General features: G+C 42.0%; 9 protein-coding genes and 2 tRNA genes. 2 read left to right on the forward strand and 9 right to left on the reverse strand.

The annotated features are described in order from the left end of the window. The first annotated feature begins 28 nt into the window (after positions 1-28). Both K245_RS0101125 and K245_RS0101130 read left to right on the forward strand, forming a co-directional pair. Positions 29-104 (forward strand) — tRNA-Val (locus K245_RS0101125). A gap of 13 nt (positions 105-117) precedes the next feature. Continuing rightward, a tRNA-Asp gene (locus K245_RS0101130) sits at positions 118-194 on the forward strand. A gap of 91 nt (positions 195-285) precedes the next feature. Here the strand turns inward: K245_RS0101130 and K245_RS0101135 are convergent. From K245_RS0101135 to K245_RS0101175, 9 genes are all read right to left on the reverse strand, one after another. Next, on the reverse strand, positions 286-681 hold the full coding sequence (locus K245_RS0101135; RefSeq protein ID WP_027357834.1) for a hypothetical protein: 396 nt from the start codon (positions 679-681) through the stop codon (positions 286-288). A gap of 105 nt (positions 682-786) precedes the next feature. After that, positions 787-3,240: a toprim domain-containing protein gene (locus tag K245_RS26135; protein WP_198013794.1), complete on the reverse strand. Its 2,454-nt coding sequence runs from the start codon at positions 3,238-3,240 to the stop codon at positions 787-789. A gap of 126 nt (positions 3,241-3,366) precedes the next feature. Further along, positions 3,367-3,600, reverse strand: coding sequence for a hypothetical protein (locus K245_RS0101145; RefSeq protein ID WP_027357835.1), 234 nt, complete (start codon positions 3,598-3,600; stop codon positions 3,367-3,369). Between the two features lie 927 nt (positions 3,601-4,527). After that, positions 4,528-7,770: a type I restriction endonuclease subunit R gene (locus K245_RS0101150; protein WP_027357836.1), complete on the reverse strand. Its 3,243-nt coding sequence runs from the start codon at positions 7,768-7,770 to the stop codon at positions 4,528-4,530. Beyond that, positions 7,763-8,821 (reverse strand): PDDEXK nuclease domain-containing protein, encoded by a 1,059-nt coding sequence (locus K245_RS0101155; protein WP_027357837.1) that lies wholly within the window; start codon positions 8,819-8,821, stop codon positions 7,763-7,765. The genes K245_RS0101150 and K245_RS0101155 overlap by 8 nt, the downstream gene beginning before the upstream one ends. A 5-nt stretch (positions 8,822-8,826) precedes the next feature. Next, complete coding sequence (locus K245_RS27120; RefSeq protein ID WP_084156084.1) at positions 8,827-10,059, reverse strand: restriction endonuclease subunit S; 1,233 nt, start codon at positions 10,057-10,059, stop codon at positions 8,827-8,829. Beyond that, positions 10,056-12,110: a type I restriction-modification system subunit M gene (locus tag K245_RS0101165; protein ID WP_027357838.1), complete on the reverse strand. Its 2,055-nt coding sequence runs from the start codon at positions 12,108-12,110 to the stop codon at positions 10,056-10,058. The genes K245_RS27120 and K245_RS0101165 overlap by 4 nt, the downstream gene beginning before the upstream one ends. Before the next feature lie 401 nt (positions 12,111-12,511). Further along, positions 12,512-13,711: a tyrosine-type recombinase/integrase gene (locus tag K245_RS0101170; protein WP_027357839.1), complete on the reverse strand. Its 1,200-nt coding sequence runs from the start codon at positions 13,709-13,711 to the stop codon at positions 12,512-12,514. Positions 13,712-14,078: 367 nt separating this feature from the next. Further along, the gene (locus K245_RS0101175) at positions 14,079-16,448 is read right to left on the reverse strand and encodes a methyl-accepting chemotaxis protein (RefSeq protein ID WP_027357840.1); all 2,370 of its coding nucleotides are present in this window, start codon (positions 16,446-16,448) and stop codon (positions 14,079-14,081) included. Between the last annotated feature and the right edge of the window lie 47 nt (positions 16,449-16,495).

The following is a 16,495-nucleotide window of genomic DNA, read 5'->3' on the forward strand; positions in this document are numbered from 1 at the left end:
CCATTGATAGATATGCCTTGTTTTTGGCGGGCGAATAGCTCAGCTGGGAGAGCAACGGCCTTACAAGCCGTAGGTCACAGGTTCGATCCCTGTTTCGCCCACCACCTAAAACACCACGGGGACATAGTTCAGTTGGTTAGAACGCCGGCCTGTCACGCCGGAGGTCGCGAGTTCGAGTCTCGTTGTTCCCGCCACAATAAAATCAAGGGGTTAGGTTGAAAAACCTGACCCTTTTTTATTTGGTCTTTTTTTCATTTCCAACCTTATTTCCAACCTCCAGGACAATTAATATTCATCAGTGAACCTGACGCTGAAAGTTGTTACTTCTTCCTCTCTGGGTTTTTCAATCTTTTGATTAGGGTTCCAGCCTTCGAATCTCTGATAGCAAAGCTTTGCTGCCGGAATGTTTCCAGCTATTGCTCTTCTAAATACCGTATCATCAACTTTCATTAGCTTGAGGCTGTATCTTTGTCTTCTGATTTCAAGACACTGCTTTTCAATTTCATCGAGTTCTTCAGGTGTAAAATGCTTGTACATAGCTTGCTTTGAAATTCCGAGGGCCTGCCTTGCTATTTCCTGCCTTGATAATTCGCCAGGAGGCAAAATACTCCAGAACTCCATAAGCTCATTTTTATATTTTTCTTTTTTAGAGTCTTCAGATTTAAAGATTACGGTATCCACTTTAGCTCCTTGTTTGAATGATAGAAAAAATTCAGTCAACTTTGGTCAACCATGATGATTATGTCGGGCGTATAAATAGCCCGACGTTGTCACCATATTTAATTGTTATGCAGGAATTCGTTCAGGTGCGTCTGATAAACTAAACTCGAACGAATTTAACGAATTTAATTGTTTTTCGATATAATCATCTGATTTTAAAACAATATTTTGACCTTGAGGTATACTGGCTTTATTGCCTGACCCATACGAATTTATAAACTCATAAGGTTTTGCATCAGAAAGAGCTTTAATCCGAAATATAGTTGTTGGTTTTTTGCTTTTACCTTTGATTTTCTCTGAAACGATTATGTGTTCAAGCTCTTTAAGGGCCTCTTCAAGCTTGCTCTTAGAATAATTATTTCCAAGATTCTTTATCAATTCGGTTGATGTTACCTGTCCTTTCTCAATTATTTTATAAATTTTTGCAGCAAGACCGCTGAGTTGGGTTTCCTTAAAAATATGCCGAGCAGACGCCTCGCTATACCTCCAGAATGACTGAGCAGCTTGTAGATGAACTTTTTTTATGCTTTCAGACGAATCAAGAATCGCATATATTAGAGAAAGTCTGATCATATGTGCTTCTGCCCTTCCAAGAATTGACCCTATTGATCCGGGTATTTCAGCCGAAATTTCAGGGTATATTTTAGCCCACATCATCCTGGCTTCATCATCAAAATTCAGCCTGCCAACTTTTTTTGAATATTTGATAGCTTCATTTATTTTGCATTGTATTCCCATAACCTCATGCTCTGGCATTGGCTCTGGAAACGGTATGATCTTTTTTCGGCTTGCAGATATCCACAGAAAACGATTTGCAAAGCCTGTGTGAGCTTCAAGATTCGGAAGATGGGCTTTCATCTCTATCTCAGTGCAATGGGCTACAATCCCAACATGGGCATTGGTTGTGCGGATTTTAGTTGTTTTTGTAAGAGGATCAGAACTCCCTGAATCAAATAAATACCTAAGATTGGCAGAAAGTGTATTCCCTTCTCGCTTCATGGATTTAAGAGCCGCCCCAAGTTCTGAGTCATTCACGTAAAGTCTTTTGTCTGAAACTCCTGGATCAACTGTTTTATAGGTATCTTTGTCCGAATTCCATTCCTTGACTTCATCTCTGACCGCTTGAACGATGCCCTCACCTGAACTTAATGGGCCGGGCGAAGTTTGTGCAGCTCCTTCAAAATCAAAAAATTTGTCTATGGGTTTTGCACTTGTTCCTTTTCTTGCTTTAGAAGATGTTCCGATTATTGCGACATATTCATTGGTATAGTGTTCAGAGTCTCCAACCGCATAATATGTATGACGTCCAGCTTCCACCCCAAATCTTACAAGGAAGGTTGAAAGCACTGCCGCAGGGTCAGCTTCACTTGATCTGCACGCAAGCCTCACCGCATCACCTGCAATACCATAAAACGCATCTGCACCCATTTCAGGAAGCTGTGAAGGCAGAAAATGTATTTCTTCTTCAGCGCCATCATTAAGAGTATCAATACTAATGCTGTCAGGGGTTTTTGCGGAATTGATCTGCTTCTTAACTTCTTCAGGCCCTCTTAATTGATACAGGTCATTAAAATCTATGGAATTGGAATGATTGTCATCGAGTTTTGGCACTGCCACTAATGATCTTGAATCCCTGGCGGCTTCCATTGCTTTCTGGACTCCGATATTTCCCTCCTGTCTTGCTATGTCATTATCAGCACAAATTATAATTTTCCTTTTGGTAATTTTGCTGACAAGCATGGCAACAGCCTTCAAGTTATGGCAGTCCAAAGCGCAAAAAACCTCATACCCTGTTGCCATAAATATACTGGCGCAGGTTGCGTAACCTTCACCAATGCAAGCAGGCCCGTTTTCATCTCCTGGCAGTCTGAAGAAGCAACCGCCCTTTTCTCCCTGAAAGAGAAATTTTTTGATGAAGCGAGCTTTATTCAATGAATCAATTGAATCGATTTTTTTAATAAAGAGGAGAGAGCGAATTTCACCGCTGATATTAGTGATAGGGACTATGAGCGTTTTATTGCTGGCTCTTCTTAATCCGAATGAAGGCACGTTTTTTTCAGCCAGATAAGAATCATCATAGTCATAAACGGGCTGCGCCGAATCAAATATTTTTCTGGCTTTTTCAGCTGCGCGGTCTTTTTGAACCTTCAGTTCAGCCTCATACTTTTCTTTGCAGGATTCTATATATTTATTGATTCGTTCCCTTTCATCAGAGTCAATGCGTCCCCAGTCTTTCTGCTTGCTGTGCCATTTATTGAATGGCGACTTTCTCCAGTCGCCGAAAAGAACCACTGCAAGAATTTCGTCATTGGAAAAAGCCAGATACCAGCCAGATTTTTCACCATTAACATCTTCACTGGTTTTGAATCTTTGAAGTCTATCAAATGATATTGATTCAGGTGCGCTTCCGATTCTGGAGTATATTGCATCAAGAATTTTTTCGTGCGAAGAGGAGGCATTAAATAGAGCTTTCGAGGAGGTATTTTCAACTCCGTTGTTTTTTTTGTTAAAATATGTCATATACTCCTTAAGGGAATAAGGGATCATTCAGAGGCCCCATGTTCCCCTGTTAGGTTGAATTACAATTGTCTAAGGTTTAATTCTTCTACGCTACGCCCTGATGTGACCAGACATCAGGGCATTTTCTTAAGAATTGTTCCCTTCAACATAAATCATCTTTTCCATTAGATATTCATCGCAGACTGTTACGTTGTATAAGACCCTGTTGCCGTGTTTTGCGTAAGGAAAGCCTTTTCTGTGGAATCTGTCTTGCTGGAGTTTTGCTATGCTTATGCTATAACGCTGTGCAGCTTCTTTCTCGTTAATAAAAACTGCCTGGTTCGTTGATCTGTTGCTAAAATCATTAGAAAAATTATTCAAATTCTCTCCTCATTTTAAATGTGTTTTTAAGCTATCCTGTTTAGAATAGCTGATGCTCGTTCTGTTCATCATGTTTCTATTCTATGTTTAATTCATCTTCCTCCTTTCATATTTTTTAATTGATGTTATGGGCTGCTATTAATCATTTTTCTCTTTTATCTGTTTTGCAAAATAACATTCTTTATGGAAGAATCAAGTGTAAAAATAATAAAGTAAATAATTGATTTTAAATCATTAATTAAAAATAATAATAAGCATTTGATGCAAAACTATTATTCTGAAGCCGAAGGAATTCTGACTTTGAAAATGTTATGCGTGATGAGTTTGTCTCTAAATATAAAAATGATATTATCTGTAAAAGCTCTGGGGCTTTCAAGTGGTGTGCTTGGGCAGATTTGAGGCTTATGTAAGAATTAGAATAGTTTTTGACCTGTCCTTCAGGTGGACTGTCCAGATACAACCTTTTAGTGATCATTAAAACCTGTCTGTTTGAGAGTTATTGATAGTTATCGCGGCAAATTATATTTCCTTTTGCCTTGTGTCTGCTATTTACATCATGTAGTTGTATCCTAATTTTCAAAGCACAAAATACATTTAATATATAAGTTTATTTTTATGATTTCGTCAAGCTTATGAGTGCTTTCTATCTATTATTTTTGACTTTTTTGACTTGTAACAGTTTTTATGCTCACATTTGAGTTATGCTTTATTAAAAAGCGGATATAACCCAGAAGATATGAGGCAAATATCTTGAATTAGATAATCTCATCGCGCCCGGTGCTTTGTTTCTTTTCATGTTTTCAAGCCAAGCACCAATCTAACATCGCGGAAAAAAAATAGTTTGAAAGCACCCGGATACCAGAAAAGCTCGGACATAGATCATCTGTTTTAGTTATGAATGGATATTAGATCTGCATTTAGGCTGTATCATGCCGCCCATTTAAAGCCTCTTGAAGAATACTCATAGACAAGATCATAAAGCTTCTGGCTTTTTTCCTTAAATATTTCCTTGTCGTAAGATTCAGGTAAATCCTGATCAAGAACCTCTTCAATGGCATGTTTTACCTTAACCTGACTCTGGGAGTCCCTGAACCAGTCTTGAACCAATACTTTCGGCTGCTCCTCAATCAGTCTTTTCAGAATATGCTTTGCCGCATTCTTGACGATTATCTCTTCAGCCTTGGTCATTTTATCTTTTGTCAGAATATCGAATATTTCAAGCTCGTCAACGGTCAGGCCTTCCCTTATATGACGTTCATCTTCGGCTTTCATGTCTTCCGTATATTTAACAAGCTCTGCAAAATAGTCTTCAGTTGTTGTGCCGCCTGAATTATATTTGTTGATGATCTCCTGCAATTTTTCAGCAAAATTGACGCGGGTGATGTTGTCTTTCATCATTTCTACAAGCTTTTTTTCGATGAAATCACGGAGACTTGCAATCTCGATATTTTTGAACTCCTTCTCCTTGAATTCTTCTTTCAGCTTGTCAAAATCAATTTTACTCAGATCAAGAACTCTTCCCTTCTTAATAATCTGAAACTCAGGCTTTGGCTCTGAGGCAAAAAGGGCATCATTTGCCGTTATAATGCTCTGATCAAGGAGTTCGCCTATTTTTTGTTTAACCTCGTCAATGTCTGTACTGCCAATGATTCCCTCTACAACACCCCGGAGGTACTGAAAAACAGCAACCGTTGGCCTGAAGCGTCCTTCGAGTATCTCAGGCTTACAGGCTTCATAAAGGGAAGAGATTGTGTTTTCGTACACCTTGAACTCTTTCCAGTAATTATCCTTTTCCAAAAGCTTGTTGGCGAAAGACTTGAAGAGATGAAGCTTTTTAAAGGTTGTACCTGATTCAATAGCCTGATTAAGATCCATATCAAGAGAAGCGCAGAAATCCGTTCCCTGCGTTATTGAATCATCAAGAAGGGCAAACAGGCTTGATTTGTCCTGTACAGGAGTTTCTTTTTCCCTGTCATCTCCAAGAGCATAATCAGACAGAGCCTTTTTCATGTTCCTGAACACATTGTAGTAGTCCACAACCTCACCGCAGTTTTTCTGAATGCCGTTTATCGTGTATGATGTGACACGGTTGGCGCGGGCTATGGTCTGCATGAGCGTATGATCTTTCATTGGCTTGTCAAGATACAGCGTCGAAACCGTCGGAGCGTCAAAGCCTGTTAGCCACATGGCGCACACAAATACAAGTTGAAGTTTGTCTGAAGGGTCTTTAAAGCGGTATTCTATGTCATGGCCGTTGGCGTCTATTTCGTTGATCTTTTCCCTGTGAGGCTTGATATCAAGGCCCTGGCGCGTAAACCGTTCCTCTTCACCTGCATCTTCGCTGATTACAACCGCCATTTCAACTGAGCGCATATAATCAAGCTTTTTCTGCAATCTTTGTTTTAGCAATTCCCCAGAAGCCCTGCTGACCTGACCAACCAGCTTCTTTATTTCTTCCTTCCATTGGGCCTTAACCTTGTCGTACATCTTGACGGATGTAAATTTGTCTACTGATATGACCATCCCCTTGCCCAGATAGCCACGACCCGAAAAATGGGCGACAATATCCTTTGCTATGGTTTCAAGGCGGTCATCCCTTTTGATTACCTCAAGCTCGGTTGAGAACTCCTTTTCAAGCTTTTCCTTGTCTTCTAAATCAAGATTTTCATCTTCAAGTATCTGATAGAACTCTTCACTCAGGTTTTCATTCTGAATAAGAACCTCAGGAACGCGTTTCTGATAGAAAAGCGGGACAGTCGCCCCGTCATCAATGGACTGGGCAAAATTATACTGGCTGACATAACCGCCGAACCAGTCAAAGGTTTTACCCTTATATGACTGGCTGCTCCTGCCAAGTATTGGCGTACCTGTGAAAGCGAAATACTGGGCATTGGGCAGGCCCTTTCTCATGTTTTCGGCAAGGGAGGCGTACTGGGTTCTGTGTGCCTCATCCACAATTACAATGATGTCGTTTCGTTCTGATAAAACCGGATATTCTTTGCCCTTGTCAAAGCGGAACTTCTGGATAAGCGTAAATACAAGACGCATATTCCGTCCGAGAAAATCCCGCATTTCAGATGAATTCTTAGGGCGTGCAGCCTCGCTTTTGGAGACAGTGGATGTATCAAGAAAGTTTCTGTAAATCTGACCGTCCAGATCGTCCCGGTCAGTGATGATCACAAAGGTATAGTTACCTGTAAATCTGTGGAATATCTTTCTCGCCAGAAAGATCATGGAAAAGCTTTTTCCTGACCCCTGTGTATGCCAGAAAACGCCGAGCTTCCCTTTTTTCTCTTCCCTAAGGTTGAAAGACTCAATGGCCTTGTTCACGCCTATATATTGATGATTCTGGGCAACTATCTTGGTGCTGTCTTTATAAAAAAGGATGAAATTTTCAATATAATCAAGAAGGCGCTCTTTTGGAAAAATACCGTTAAGCACTCGCTCAAGGCTTGTTCCTTCTTTTTCTATGGCTTTTCTGTTTACCTTTTCGGTTTCATCATCTGCCCTTAACCAGCTGAAAAAATGCTCGTATCCGGCTGTAAAGCTTCCAACCCTTGTTTCTATGGCGTTTGAAAGCACGCAAAAGGCGTTGTAGTTGAAAAGAAGCGGAATATCATGTTTGTAATTTGTGAGGTTGTCATCAAAGGCGTTCTGAACCTTTACGTTGGAGTTTTTAAGCTCGATGAACACAAGAGGCAGACCATTGATGTATATGAGAATATCCGGCCTTCGAGGGTATCTCTCGCCCTTAATCCATAACTGGGTGACAGCAAGAAAATCGTTTTTCTGGGGATCGGTAAAATCAATGACTCTTACACGGGCATATTCGGTTCTTCCCTTGCTGTTTTCAAACTGAACAGGAATGCCATTTCTTACAAGACCGTAAACCTCCTTGTTTGCAAAAATAGGAGACATGGAGAAACGCCGGGCTGTGAGGTTTTCAATGGCCTGATCAATTACAGGTTCAGGAATTGCCGGATTCAGTTTTACAGCGTATTTTTTAAGGATATCCTTAAATACCACATCCTGCTTTTTTTCACGGTTTGATCTGTCCGAAAGGTTTTCAACATCAGCCGTGTAGCAGTTGATGGTTCTGTAGCCCAAAGAGTCCTTCAAAAGCGAAACAGCGGCTTTTTCGATCTGGTCTTCAGAGATAAAGTTAGGCATCCTTATCTTCCTCCTGAATGTCTCTGGATATTCTCCTTACAAGTTCATCTTCCAGTTCTTCAACCGTTGGCAATCTGGGAGCCATATCTGCCGGGACAGCCTGGGTAAGTATGTAATCACTAACGCCTATGGGCTTGTTTATGTCACGAAGAGCATATTCGACTTCAATGCTGTCTTTTTTTCTGCAAAGAAGGATGCCGATTGACGGATTATCTCCTGGGCGCTTCATCTGGGAATCGACGGCTGAAAGGTAAAAATTCAGTTTGCCAGCATATTCAGGCTTGAACTTTCCGGCCTTTAATTCGATGACCACAAAACACCGCAGATCAAGATGATAGAACAGCATGTCCAGAAAATACTCGTTATCGCTGACTGCGAGCTTTACCTGCCGTCCGACAAAGGCAAAGCCCTTGCCAAGCTCCAGAAGAAAATCTGTTATTCTTGCTGTAAGAGCATTCTCTATGGCCCTTTCCTGGGCTTCATCCTCAAGGCCAAGAAAATCGAAATTATATGGGTCTTTCAATGTTTCCTGTGCAAGCTCTGAATGTGAGGCAGGGAGTGTGGACGTAAAATTGGTGAGGGATTTTCCAATCCTTTGATATTCGTTTTTATCAATTTTAAGCTCAAGAACATCTCTGCTCCAGCCGTGTTCAACAACAGACCTTGCGTACCAGAGAGCCTCTTCATAATCCTTGATCTTGCTTATAATCAGACGGTTATGTCCCCAGGGGATTTGTGCCACGGCCTGTGGCACATTTGGAGAAAGCGGGGAATAAAACAGATACCATTGCCTGATGGCATACAGGTTTCTGCGGGAAAAGCCCTTCATGTCCGGGAACTCGAAAGAAAGATCGCGGGACAGTCTTTCCACAAAAGCAGACCCCCATGATGATTCCCGCTCTTTCTGGATAATTCTTGAACCAAGAAGCCAGTACATTTCAACAAGCCCGGAGTTGAGGGCAAGGGCCGCCCTGTGTCTGGCCTGGGAGATATTGTCTTTAAGCTCTTTAAACCATGTGCTGTATTCAGAGGATGAAAAAAGCCCGGACATTTTCTTTATCTCCTTGTGTCAGCGTTTTTGTTTTGGGACGGTATGGTATCAGGCGTTTCGCCAGGCTCGCCAGCCGTTTCTTCAAGCATTGATTGTGGAAAGTGTATGTCCAGCTTTTCCAGATCTATCTTGCCGGACATCAAACGGGCGAGGAGGCGGTCGCGGGTGATGGACAATGATTCATTCTTTTGTTTAAAAATGTCTTTTTGTCGAAAGAGTGGCTTTATAGATCTAACAAAATTATCTATCAATGATGAATCAGGGAAATAAAATTTATTCGCATATGCTTGTTCCCTGTTTAATCCTGGAACGGCGGCGTCATTATTTATAAAATTCATACTCTGAATAAGGTAATAAAGATATTCTAAAGGATATTCTGATTTTACATAATATGTTGTATCAATAGGATAAAAATCTAAATTTACCCAAATAACACTCCCCACATTGCCTTTTCTCCCCACCACAATTCCAGGGCCTTTTACCAAAGCTTTATTATGATATCCAACAATACCGCTTGAACCGTAGACAGGAGCATTACCAACCATCCGATGTTCATCTTTTAATGCCTTGCCATAAGCAAGTTCTAAGATATCTTTTAATTTTTTTACCTCCCAGCCTTCCGGCACACCCTTGACAATCTTTACTTTTTCATGTCCGGGAAAACGGAGGCGGACAAACCATTCACGATAAAGCTCTTCTGCCATTTTTTCCAGAATGGCAATCCGGCGGTTGTTGTTTTCAATCAGGTCGTCGTAGGCTGAAAGGACGGCGGCAATTTTACGTTGGATATGGAGGGCTGGGATTTTAAATCTAACTTTTTTTATTTTTTCCAGACTCAGATTGTCTTGTGTCGTTCCTTTTGAAATAGCTTCCAGTGTTGTTTTGTAGACATCAAAACAGTATTTAATAAATTTTGCATCTGATTTAGTCTTATATGGAGTAAAACCGAGAATACTATCAGGAAAACAAGCATTAAATCCTAAAAAAGCCGTATCAGCAATATTTGCAGCAATTGTGATACAGAGAGTTCCTTTTCCCCATAATTTACTTTGAGCAAGACCTTTTTCATTGTAAGTCTGCGAGTATGAAGAAATATAAAAAGGGGCATGTTTGACATCCCCAGTTTGAATAAAAGGATAAATACCACCATACAAAGATTTATCGTCTCTGGGCCTATGCCGAGAACGTCCACGCTCAAGAATGCCTAAATCTTCAATTGTTAGTAAATCAAAATTCATTCTTCCCCCGCAATCTGCCTGATATTGTGACTAATCACAGCTTCCAGTTCACGGGCTTCGGCATTCAGCTTTTCAAGCTCTTCATTCATGGCAAGGATTTCTTCAATAAACTCTTCCTCTGTCTTGCCGTCCTCCTCTATTACTACGCCAACATAACGACCGGGATTAAGCGAATATTCCTGCTCCCTGACCTCATCAAGGCTCGCGAGCTTGCACAGGCCAGTTACATCCTCGTATCTTGCATCTGGGAAACGCTCCTGAAGCCAGAATATATGGGAAAAGAAATATTCGGACGCCTTCACTTCCCTGTGCAGTTCCTCAAGATCGGATTTCAGGCTTTTAAGGTCTTTGGTCTTGCCCTGTTCCTTTTCTATGTGACGGACTTTTCTGTCCACATCTTTAAGAAGTTCATGCAGGGAAACAAAAAAGGGCGAGATGGTCAGGGCAAGTTCCCGCTGGCTTGTGTTGGCTTCATCCACCTTTTTTGTATCTGTGGCTTCAGAGTAAACCGAATAAGCTTTAAGCAGAATATCCGCCTTACCAAGCACGGGTTTAAAATCAGGAATATCCTTTTCCTCGAACTCTTTGATAAGCTCTATAAGCTTTTCAGAAACAGCGGCAAGCTCAGGCATATTTTCCTTCAGCCTTTCAAAGCCTTTTCCAAAGCAGCCATGAACAAGATCTGTGAACGCCTGTCTGTTTCCACGATGCAGGCGGCTGATAACGGCAATGTCCTGAACCTGCTCTTCCGAAAACTCCCTGTGCGCCCTGTCTATCTGGGTAAAGATATTACGCGCGTCTATGAAAAGAATTTTATCGTCCTTTTTGGCCTTGTCAAAAAACCAGAGAGTGGCCGGAAGCGTTACAGTATAAAACATATTGGAAGGCAGGGTCAGCATTCCATATATCAGGTTGTTTTCTATCAGGTTTTTGCGGATGTCAGCTTCGCTGTGTCGTGCGTCAGAAGCGGAATTAGCCATTACAAGGGCTGCTCGACCATTTTCTTTCAGGGATGTGGCGAAAAGATTGATCCAGAGGTAATTGGCGTTGGGGACAGTAGCAACGCCTTTATTACTTCCGTCTTCCTTGCTCTTCTTTGCCTTTTTCGCGTCGCCTTTATTACGGGGAACCCCATAAGTATTGAAACGCCTGTCCGCCTCCACCTTTTCAAGATTGACATCATCGACATTGAAAGGAGGATTTGCCAGAACATAGTCAAAACTGCCGAAGCTGCCATGAACATCTTCATAATAGCTGTTTGCCTGGCGGATATCGCCTCTAAGGCCATTAACCGCAATATTCATCTTGGCGAGTTTTACCGTTTCAAGAGTCTTTTCAACTCCATATACAAACAGGCTTGAATCTTCACCCGGAGTCTTACGGGCTTCCATGAACTGGCCGGACTGGACAAACATTCCACCAGAACCGCAGGCAGGGTCAAAAACTGTTCCGTTGTGAGGCTCTATTATTTCGACCATAAGGCGGACAACAGAACGAGGAGTAAAAAACTCTCCGCCTCCCTGACCTTCTGCCATTGCAAACTTGCCGAGGAAATATTCATAAATCTGACCGAACATATCGCCTGAGGCGTTTTTGGGAATGTCGGCAAAATTCTTTAAAAGCTGCTTGGGTATGATCCTGTATTCATCCTTCCTCACAAGACGGAAATATTCATCCTGGGGCAGGGTGTCCCTGAGTTCAGGCTTATATTCTTCGACAAGCTGCATTGCTTTTTTGATCGCCTTGGCTATGTCTTCCTTTTCAGGCAGGTTAAGGAGATATTCATAGCGGGCTTCAGGAGGCAGATAAAAACCGCATTTTTCAATGGCAATCTCATGAACCGGCTTTTCCCGGCGCGTGCCTTTGAGCTTCTCAAATTCAGCGTTTATCTCTTCTTCATGAAGGCAGTATTTATTGTCTGCAAACTTTAAAAAAATAAGCCCCAGCACAGGAGTTGAATATTCGGACGACTTGAGATCCGAGTTTGCCCTCAGAGTGTCTGCCGATTGCCATAGCGTCGCCTCGAGTTTCTTTAATTCTTCGGTGTTCATTTTTTTCCTGATGATATGAAAACAGATTTGTTTCTGTGTTTTATAATGCCGATGAAGCAACTGATCCAGTATGTCAGCCATGAGAACATGCTTCTGATCAGGCTGATATATTGATCTCATATCTTACATAATTGCAAGCTTAGTATTGTTGTATCTACTTAATAGCCTGCAATTACGTCTTTTTCCGGCATGTATGTATTTTGAAAACAGGGAAGGGAGGCATAGCCAGTGACAGCATGAAAAATTAGAAGGCTCTAATAAATCATGCGGTCGCTTGATCTGAAGCAGTAATAAATTCGTATAACAAGAATTTATCATGCTGTTCTGTCATTGAATTAATCTTAAAAAAACAGTGTGTTATGAATAAGTTCGTAAATTAGTGTTATTCATATATGGTTTTCTTATTTATCCCCTGAAGCCTTTCTGTAATCGTCCAGCTTTTCAATCTTTGGTTTCTTATCTGAAGTTGCCTTTGAAAGAACCCTTGAAGCCACCTCGGAAGCATTTTTAAGAGTCTCATCCCTCAAATGAGCATACCGCTGGGTCATGATAGGGTTTTTGTGGGTAAGAAGTTTTTGTAGAGTGTACATCTCAACCTCACCGCTTGAAGCCAGCATTGATGCAAATACATGCCTTAAACCATGACATATTCTGAAATCTTCTGGCAGTTCAGCCAACTTTTTGATTTTTCTGGCTGTTGTTTCTATTCCAACCCGCTTTTGACCGTTAATGCCTGGAAAAATATAAGCGGAGTTTGCCATTCTTGGATGGTTTTCAAGAATCATACGGGCTGCCTCATTCAGCGGTATGACTGCATCCTTGCCGCCTTTAGGATCTCTTATGGTTATGAATCCCCTGATGAAGTCGACATCCTCCCATTTGAGATTCAGAATCTCTCCCTTTCTCATGCCAGTGGTGAGGGCCATTTTGATGATATTTGCAACCTGGATGTTTGGATGGCTGTTAAGAACATCAAGAAGCCTTTGCAATTCATCTGGGGTCAGATCCTCTGTTTTTATGTTGTTCACTTTTGGCATTTCAAGGTGGAACTTCAGGCTTTCACAAAGATTTCTTTTTACTCCATAGTTTACAATGCGCTTGAGAAGAATGAGGACATGCTTTTTTGTCTGGGGAGATTTGTCTTTCATCCCCTTCATTATTTTATCAACATGGATTGCGGTAATTTCATGCGGCTCAAGCTTAACAAGGCTGGGAAGGTATTTTTGATACCTGCCTTTGTCAGTCCTTAAAGATTTGTTTTCATCCTTATGCAGAATATACGATTCCCAGAGCTTATGGATAGTCCATTTGCTTTCTTCTGCCGCCTTCCTTGCCTTTTCGGCTTCTCGTTCTTCCTTTTTGCTGTGTCTTTTGCCTTCGATAAGTTCCGCCCTGATCCTGCTTGCCTTTGCTGCGGTCATGTCATCTGAATGCTGCCCACCAACTGGCTCTTCAAAAAGCTTTCCGTTCTTCTTGTACAAAACATAATAAACCTTTTCGATTTTGCCCTTATGTCCGGTTCTTTCTCTGAAGCGATAAAAAACACCTGGATAGTCTGTCTTGTTTCTGGCGTTGGATGGCTTTGATTCTCTTTCAGACATCGGGAATCCTTTTCAGGTTGCTGGAAATAGTTCACCTCAAAAATACAGGTTGGAAATAACATTTTTCCAACCTTATTTCCAACCTAAAACGCAAAAAAAGATAAAAAAGAATAAAAACCAGAAGGATGTGTGTTGTTGAAAAGTCAATAAAATCAATAACAAAAATAAAGCAATGAAAGTAGATAAAAAGACGATCTGCGGCCTGTCACGCCGGAGGTCGCGAGTTCGAGTCTCGTTGTTCCCGCCACACGATATCATAGGGTTACAGCAAATTGCTGTAACCCTTTTTGATTTTTAAACTGTGCTTTTTTTCTTTGCTATCCTGCCCCCATTTACTAACTGGCACCTGGGGCGCAAGATCAAAAAATTAATATTCTTCAAACTCCGAATCCAGATTATCTTTTCTTCCTTTTTCAATCAGATCCAGAAAAGCGCCGCCCTGCTTTGGTTTGTGCTCGGTAAGAATTTTTTGGGCCTGGGCTTTCAACTGTTTTGGGGCAGACGCGGAAAATCGTGTCTGGGACGGCATCCTGTGGCTTCTTATATTTTCTGTTCTAAAAAAACCGACGGCGTCCTGAAGTTGGGCTGACTGACCTTTAAGTTCTGCCGTGGTTGCAGCCATTTCTTCTGCGCCTGCTGCATTCTGCTGTATAACCTGATCAAGCTGCTGAATGGCTTTTGATATCTGATCCGTACCTGTTTTCTGTTCATTGCTCGCGGCTGTAATTTCCTGAACAAGATCAGCCGTCTTTTGAATCGCCGGAACTATGCTCGCCAGCAATTCTCCGGCCTTTTCCGCAACCTCGACGCTGGAACTTGACAGCCTGTTGATCTCTCCTGCCGCTGTCTGGCTTCTTTCTGCAAGCCTTCTGACCTCAGCAGCAACAACGGCAAAACCCTTGCCGTGTTCTCCGGCCCTTGCAGCTTCTATCGCCGCATTAAGCGCAAGCATATTGGTCTGACGAGCTATTTCTTCTATTATGGATATCTTGCCAGCAATTTCCCTCATTGCACCCACTGTGGCAGTAACAGCAGTTCCTCCCTGTATTGCATCCTCGGCGGCCTTTGTGGCAATTCTTTCTGTCTGTTGTGCATTTTCGGCATTCTGCATTATATTTGCACTCATCTCTTCCATGGATGAAGATACTTCTTCAGCCGATGCGGCCTGCTCGGTCGAGCCCTGGGATATCTGCTCCGACTTGTAGCTTAGCTCATCTGCCCTTGTGGCAACCACCCCGGCAGACTGCTGCACGTCATTGACAACTTCGGTCAATTTGCTGAGCATGGTCTCAAGAGCCTGCATCAGCTTATCCTGTTCCGATCTTTTCTTCACCGCAACAGTAAGATTGCCGCCGGCTATGGCTTCTGCAACCGCTGTAATTTCCTTGTTCGCATCCACCAGAACATTCAGATTGTTTTTGATTGAATTAAAATCACCATTATAAGTGTCAGTTATTTTATCTGGAATATTACCTTTGCTGATGCGATCGACGTATTCCGCAGCAACATTGAGCGGCCCTATCACTGCATCAAGGGTGCTGTTTACGCCTTCAACTATTTTTCTGAAATCACCCTGATGTCTGTGAGCATCCGCACGGTTAGAAAGCTTTCCTTCGATTGCTGCCTTGGAAAGTTCATTGGTATCTGAAATCAAAGCCTTTATGGCATCAATGCACTGATTGAGGTTGTTTTTGATCTCGTTGAAATCTCCACTATACGAATCCGTGATTCTTGGCGGGATATCTCCCTTGCTTATACGGTCTACATATTCAGCAGATACGTTCAGAGGCCCTATTACAGAATCAAGCGTTCCATTAACACCTTCAATTATTTTTCTGAAATCGCCTTTATGCTTTGTTGCATCGGCCCTTGTGGCAAGCTTTCCATCAACAGCCGCCCTGGAAAGTACAGATACATCAGAAATAAGAGCCACTATGGCTTCAACCATTTTTGACATTGATACCTGAAGGTAGCCGGTTTCGTCCTTTGAAGTCACATCAAGCTGAACGTCAGTATTACCAGCCGCGATACTCTCAGCCGCAGCCACGCATGTCATTATTGGTTTTGTTATTCCCTTTGTTATGATTAAGGCGGCAAGGACTGCGAACAAAAGGCCCATTGCAATGGAAATGATTATCCAGAACTTGACCGATTTTGCCGATGTATCTGCTTTTTGCTTTGCTTCTTCTGCCACCTTGATGTTGATATCAATGATTTTTCCAAGAAGTTCTTCGGCAATCCTGAAGCTGACGGTCATGTCCTTAAAACAAAGAGCAATCATTTTGTCATAAGCGCCCTGATCCTTTGATTCCCTGTAATCCCTGCTAAGATTTACATATGCGTCAAGATGCTTTTTCCAGTCATTCCAGGCAGGAACAAACTGTTTCCAGAGCTCTGCCTCCTCTTTTGTCTGGGGCAAAGGCTCATAAATTTTCCAGCCCTTATCTGCCCTGTCAAAAGCATCCTTTATGTTTTTGTACTGTAGTTCGACCCTGTCCTTATCAGCTCCGGGAATAAGAAGTGTGCGCTCAGCTGATTTGACAGCTGTCTGGGCTTCGTTTATTATCTCAAGCCCCAATATGCTTGGCAGTCTGACAACTCCAACCTCATCGAGCTGATCCTCCAGTTTCACAGAGCCGATAAATCCGACAATTCCAATGATTATCGCAATCAAAGATACCAGCATGAAGCCGCCAGCAAGTTTTTTTCCTATCTTGAGATCCTGAAACCACTTCATGAAAATCTCCTTTTTCTTTATTTATAAAAAATGATGGCCTCACCGTC

It is taken from the genome of Desulforegula conservatrix Mb1Pa (assembly GCF_000426225.1).
GTDB lineage: Bacteria > Desulfobacterota > Desulfobacteria > Desulfobacterales > Desulforegulaceae > Desulforegula > Desulforegula conservatrix.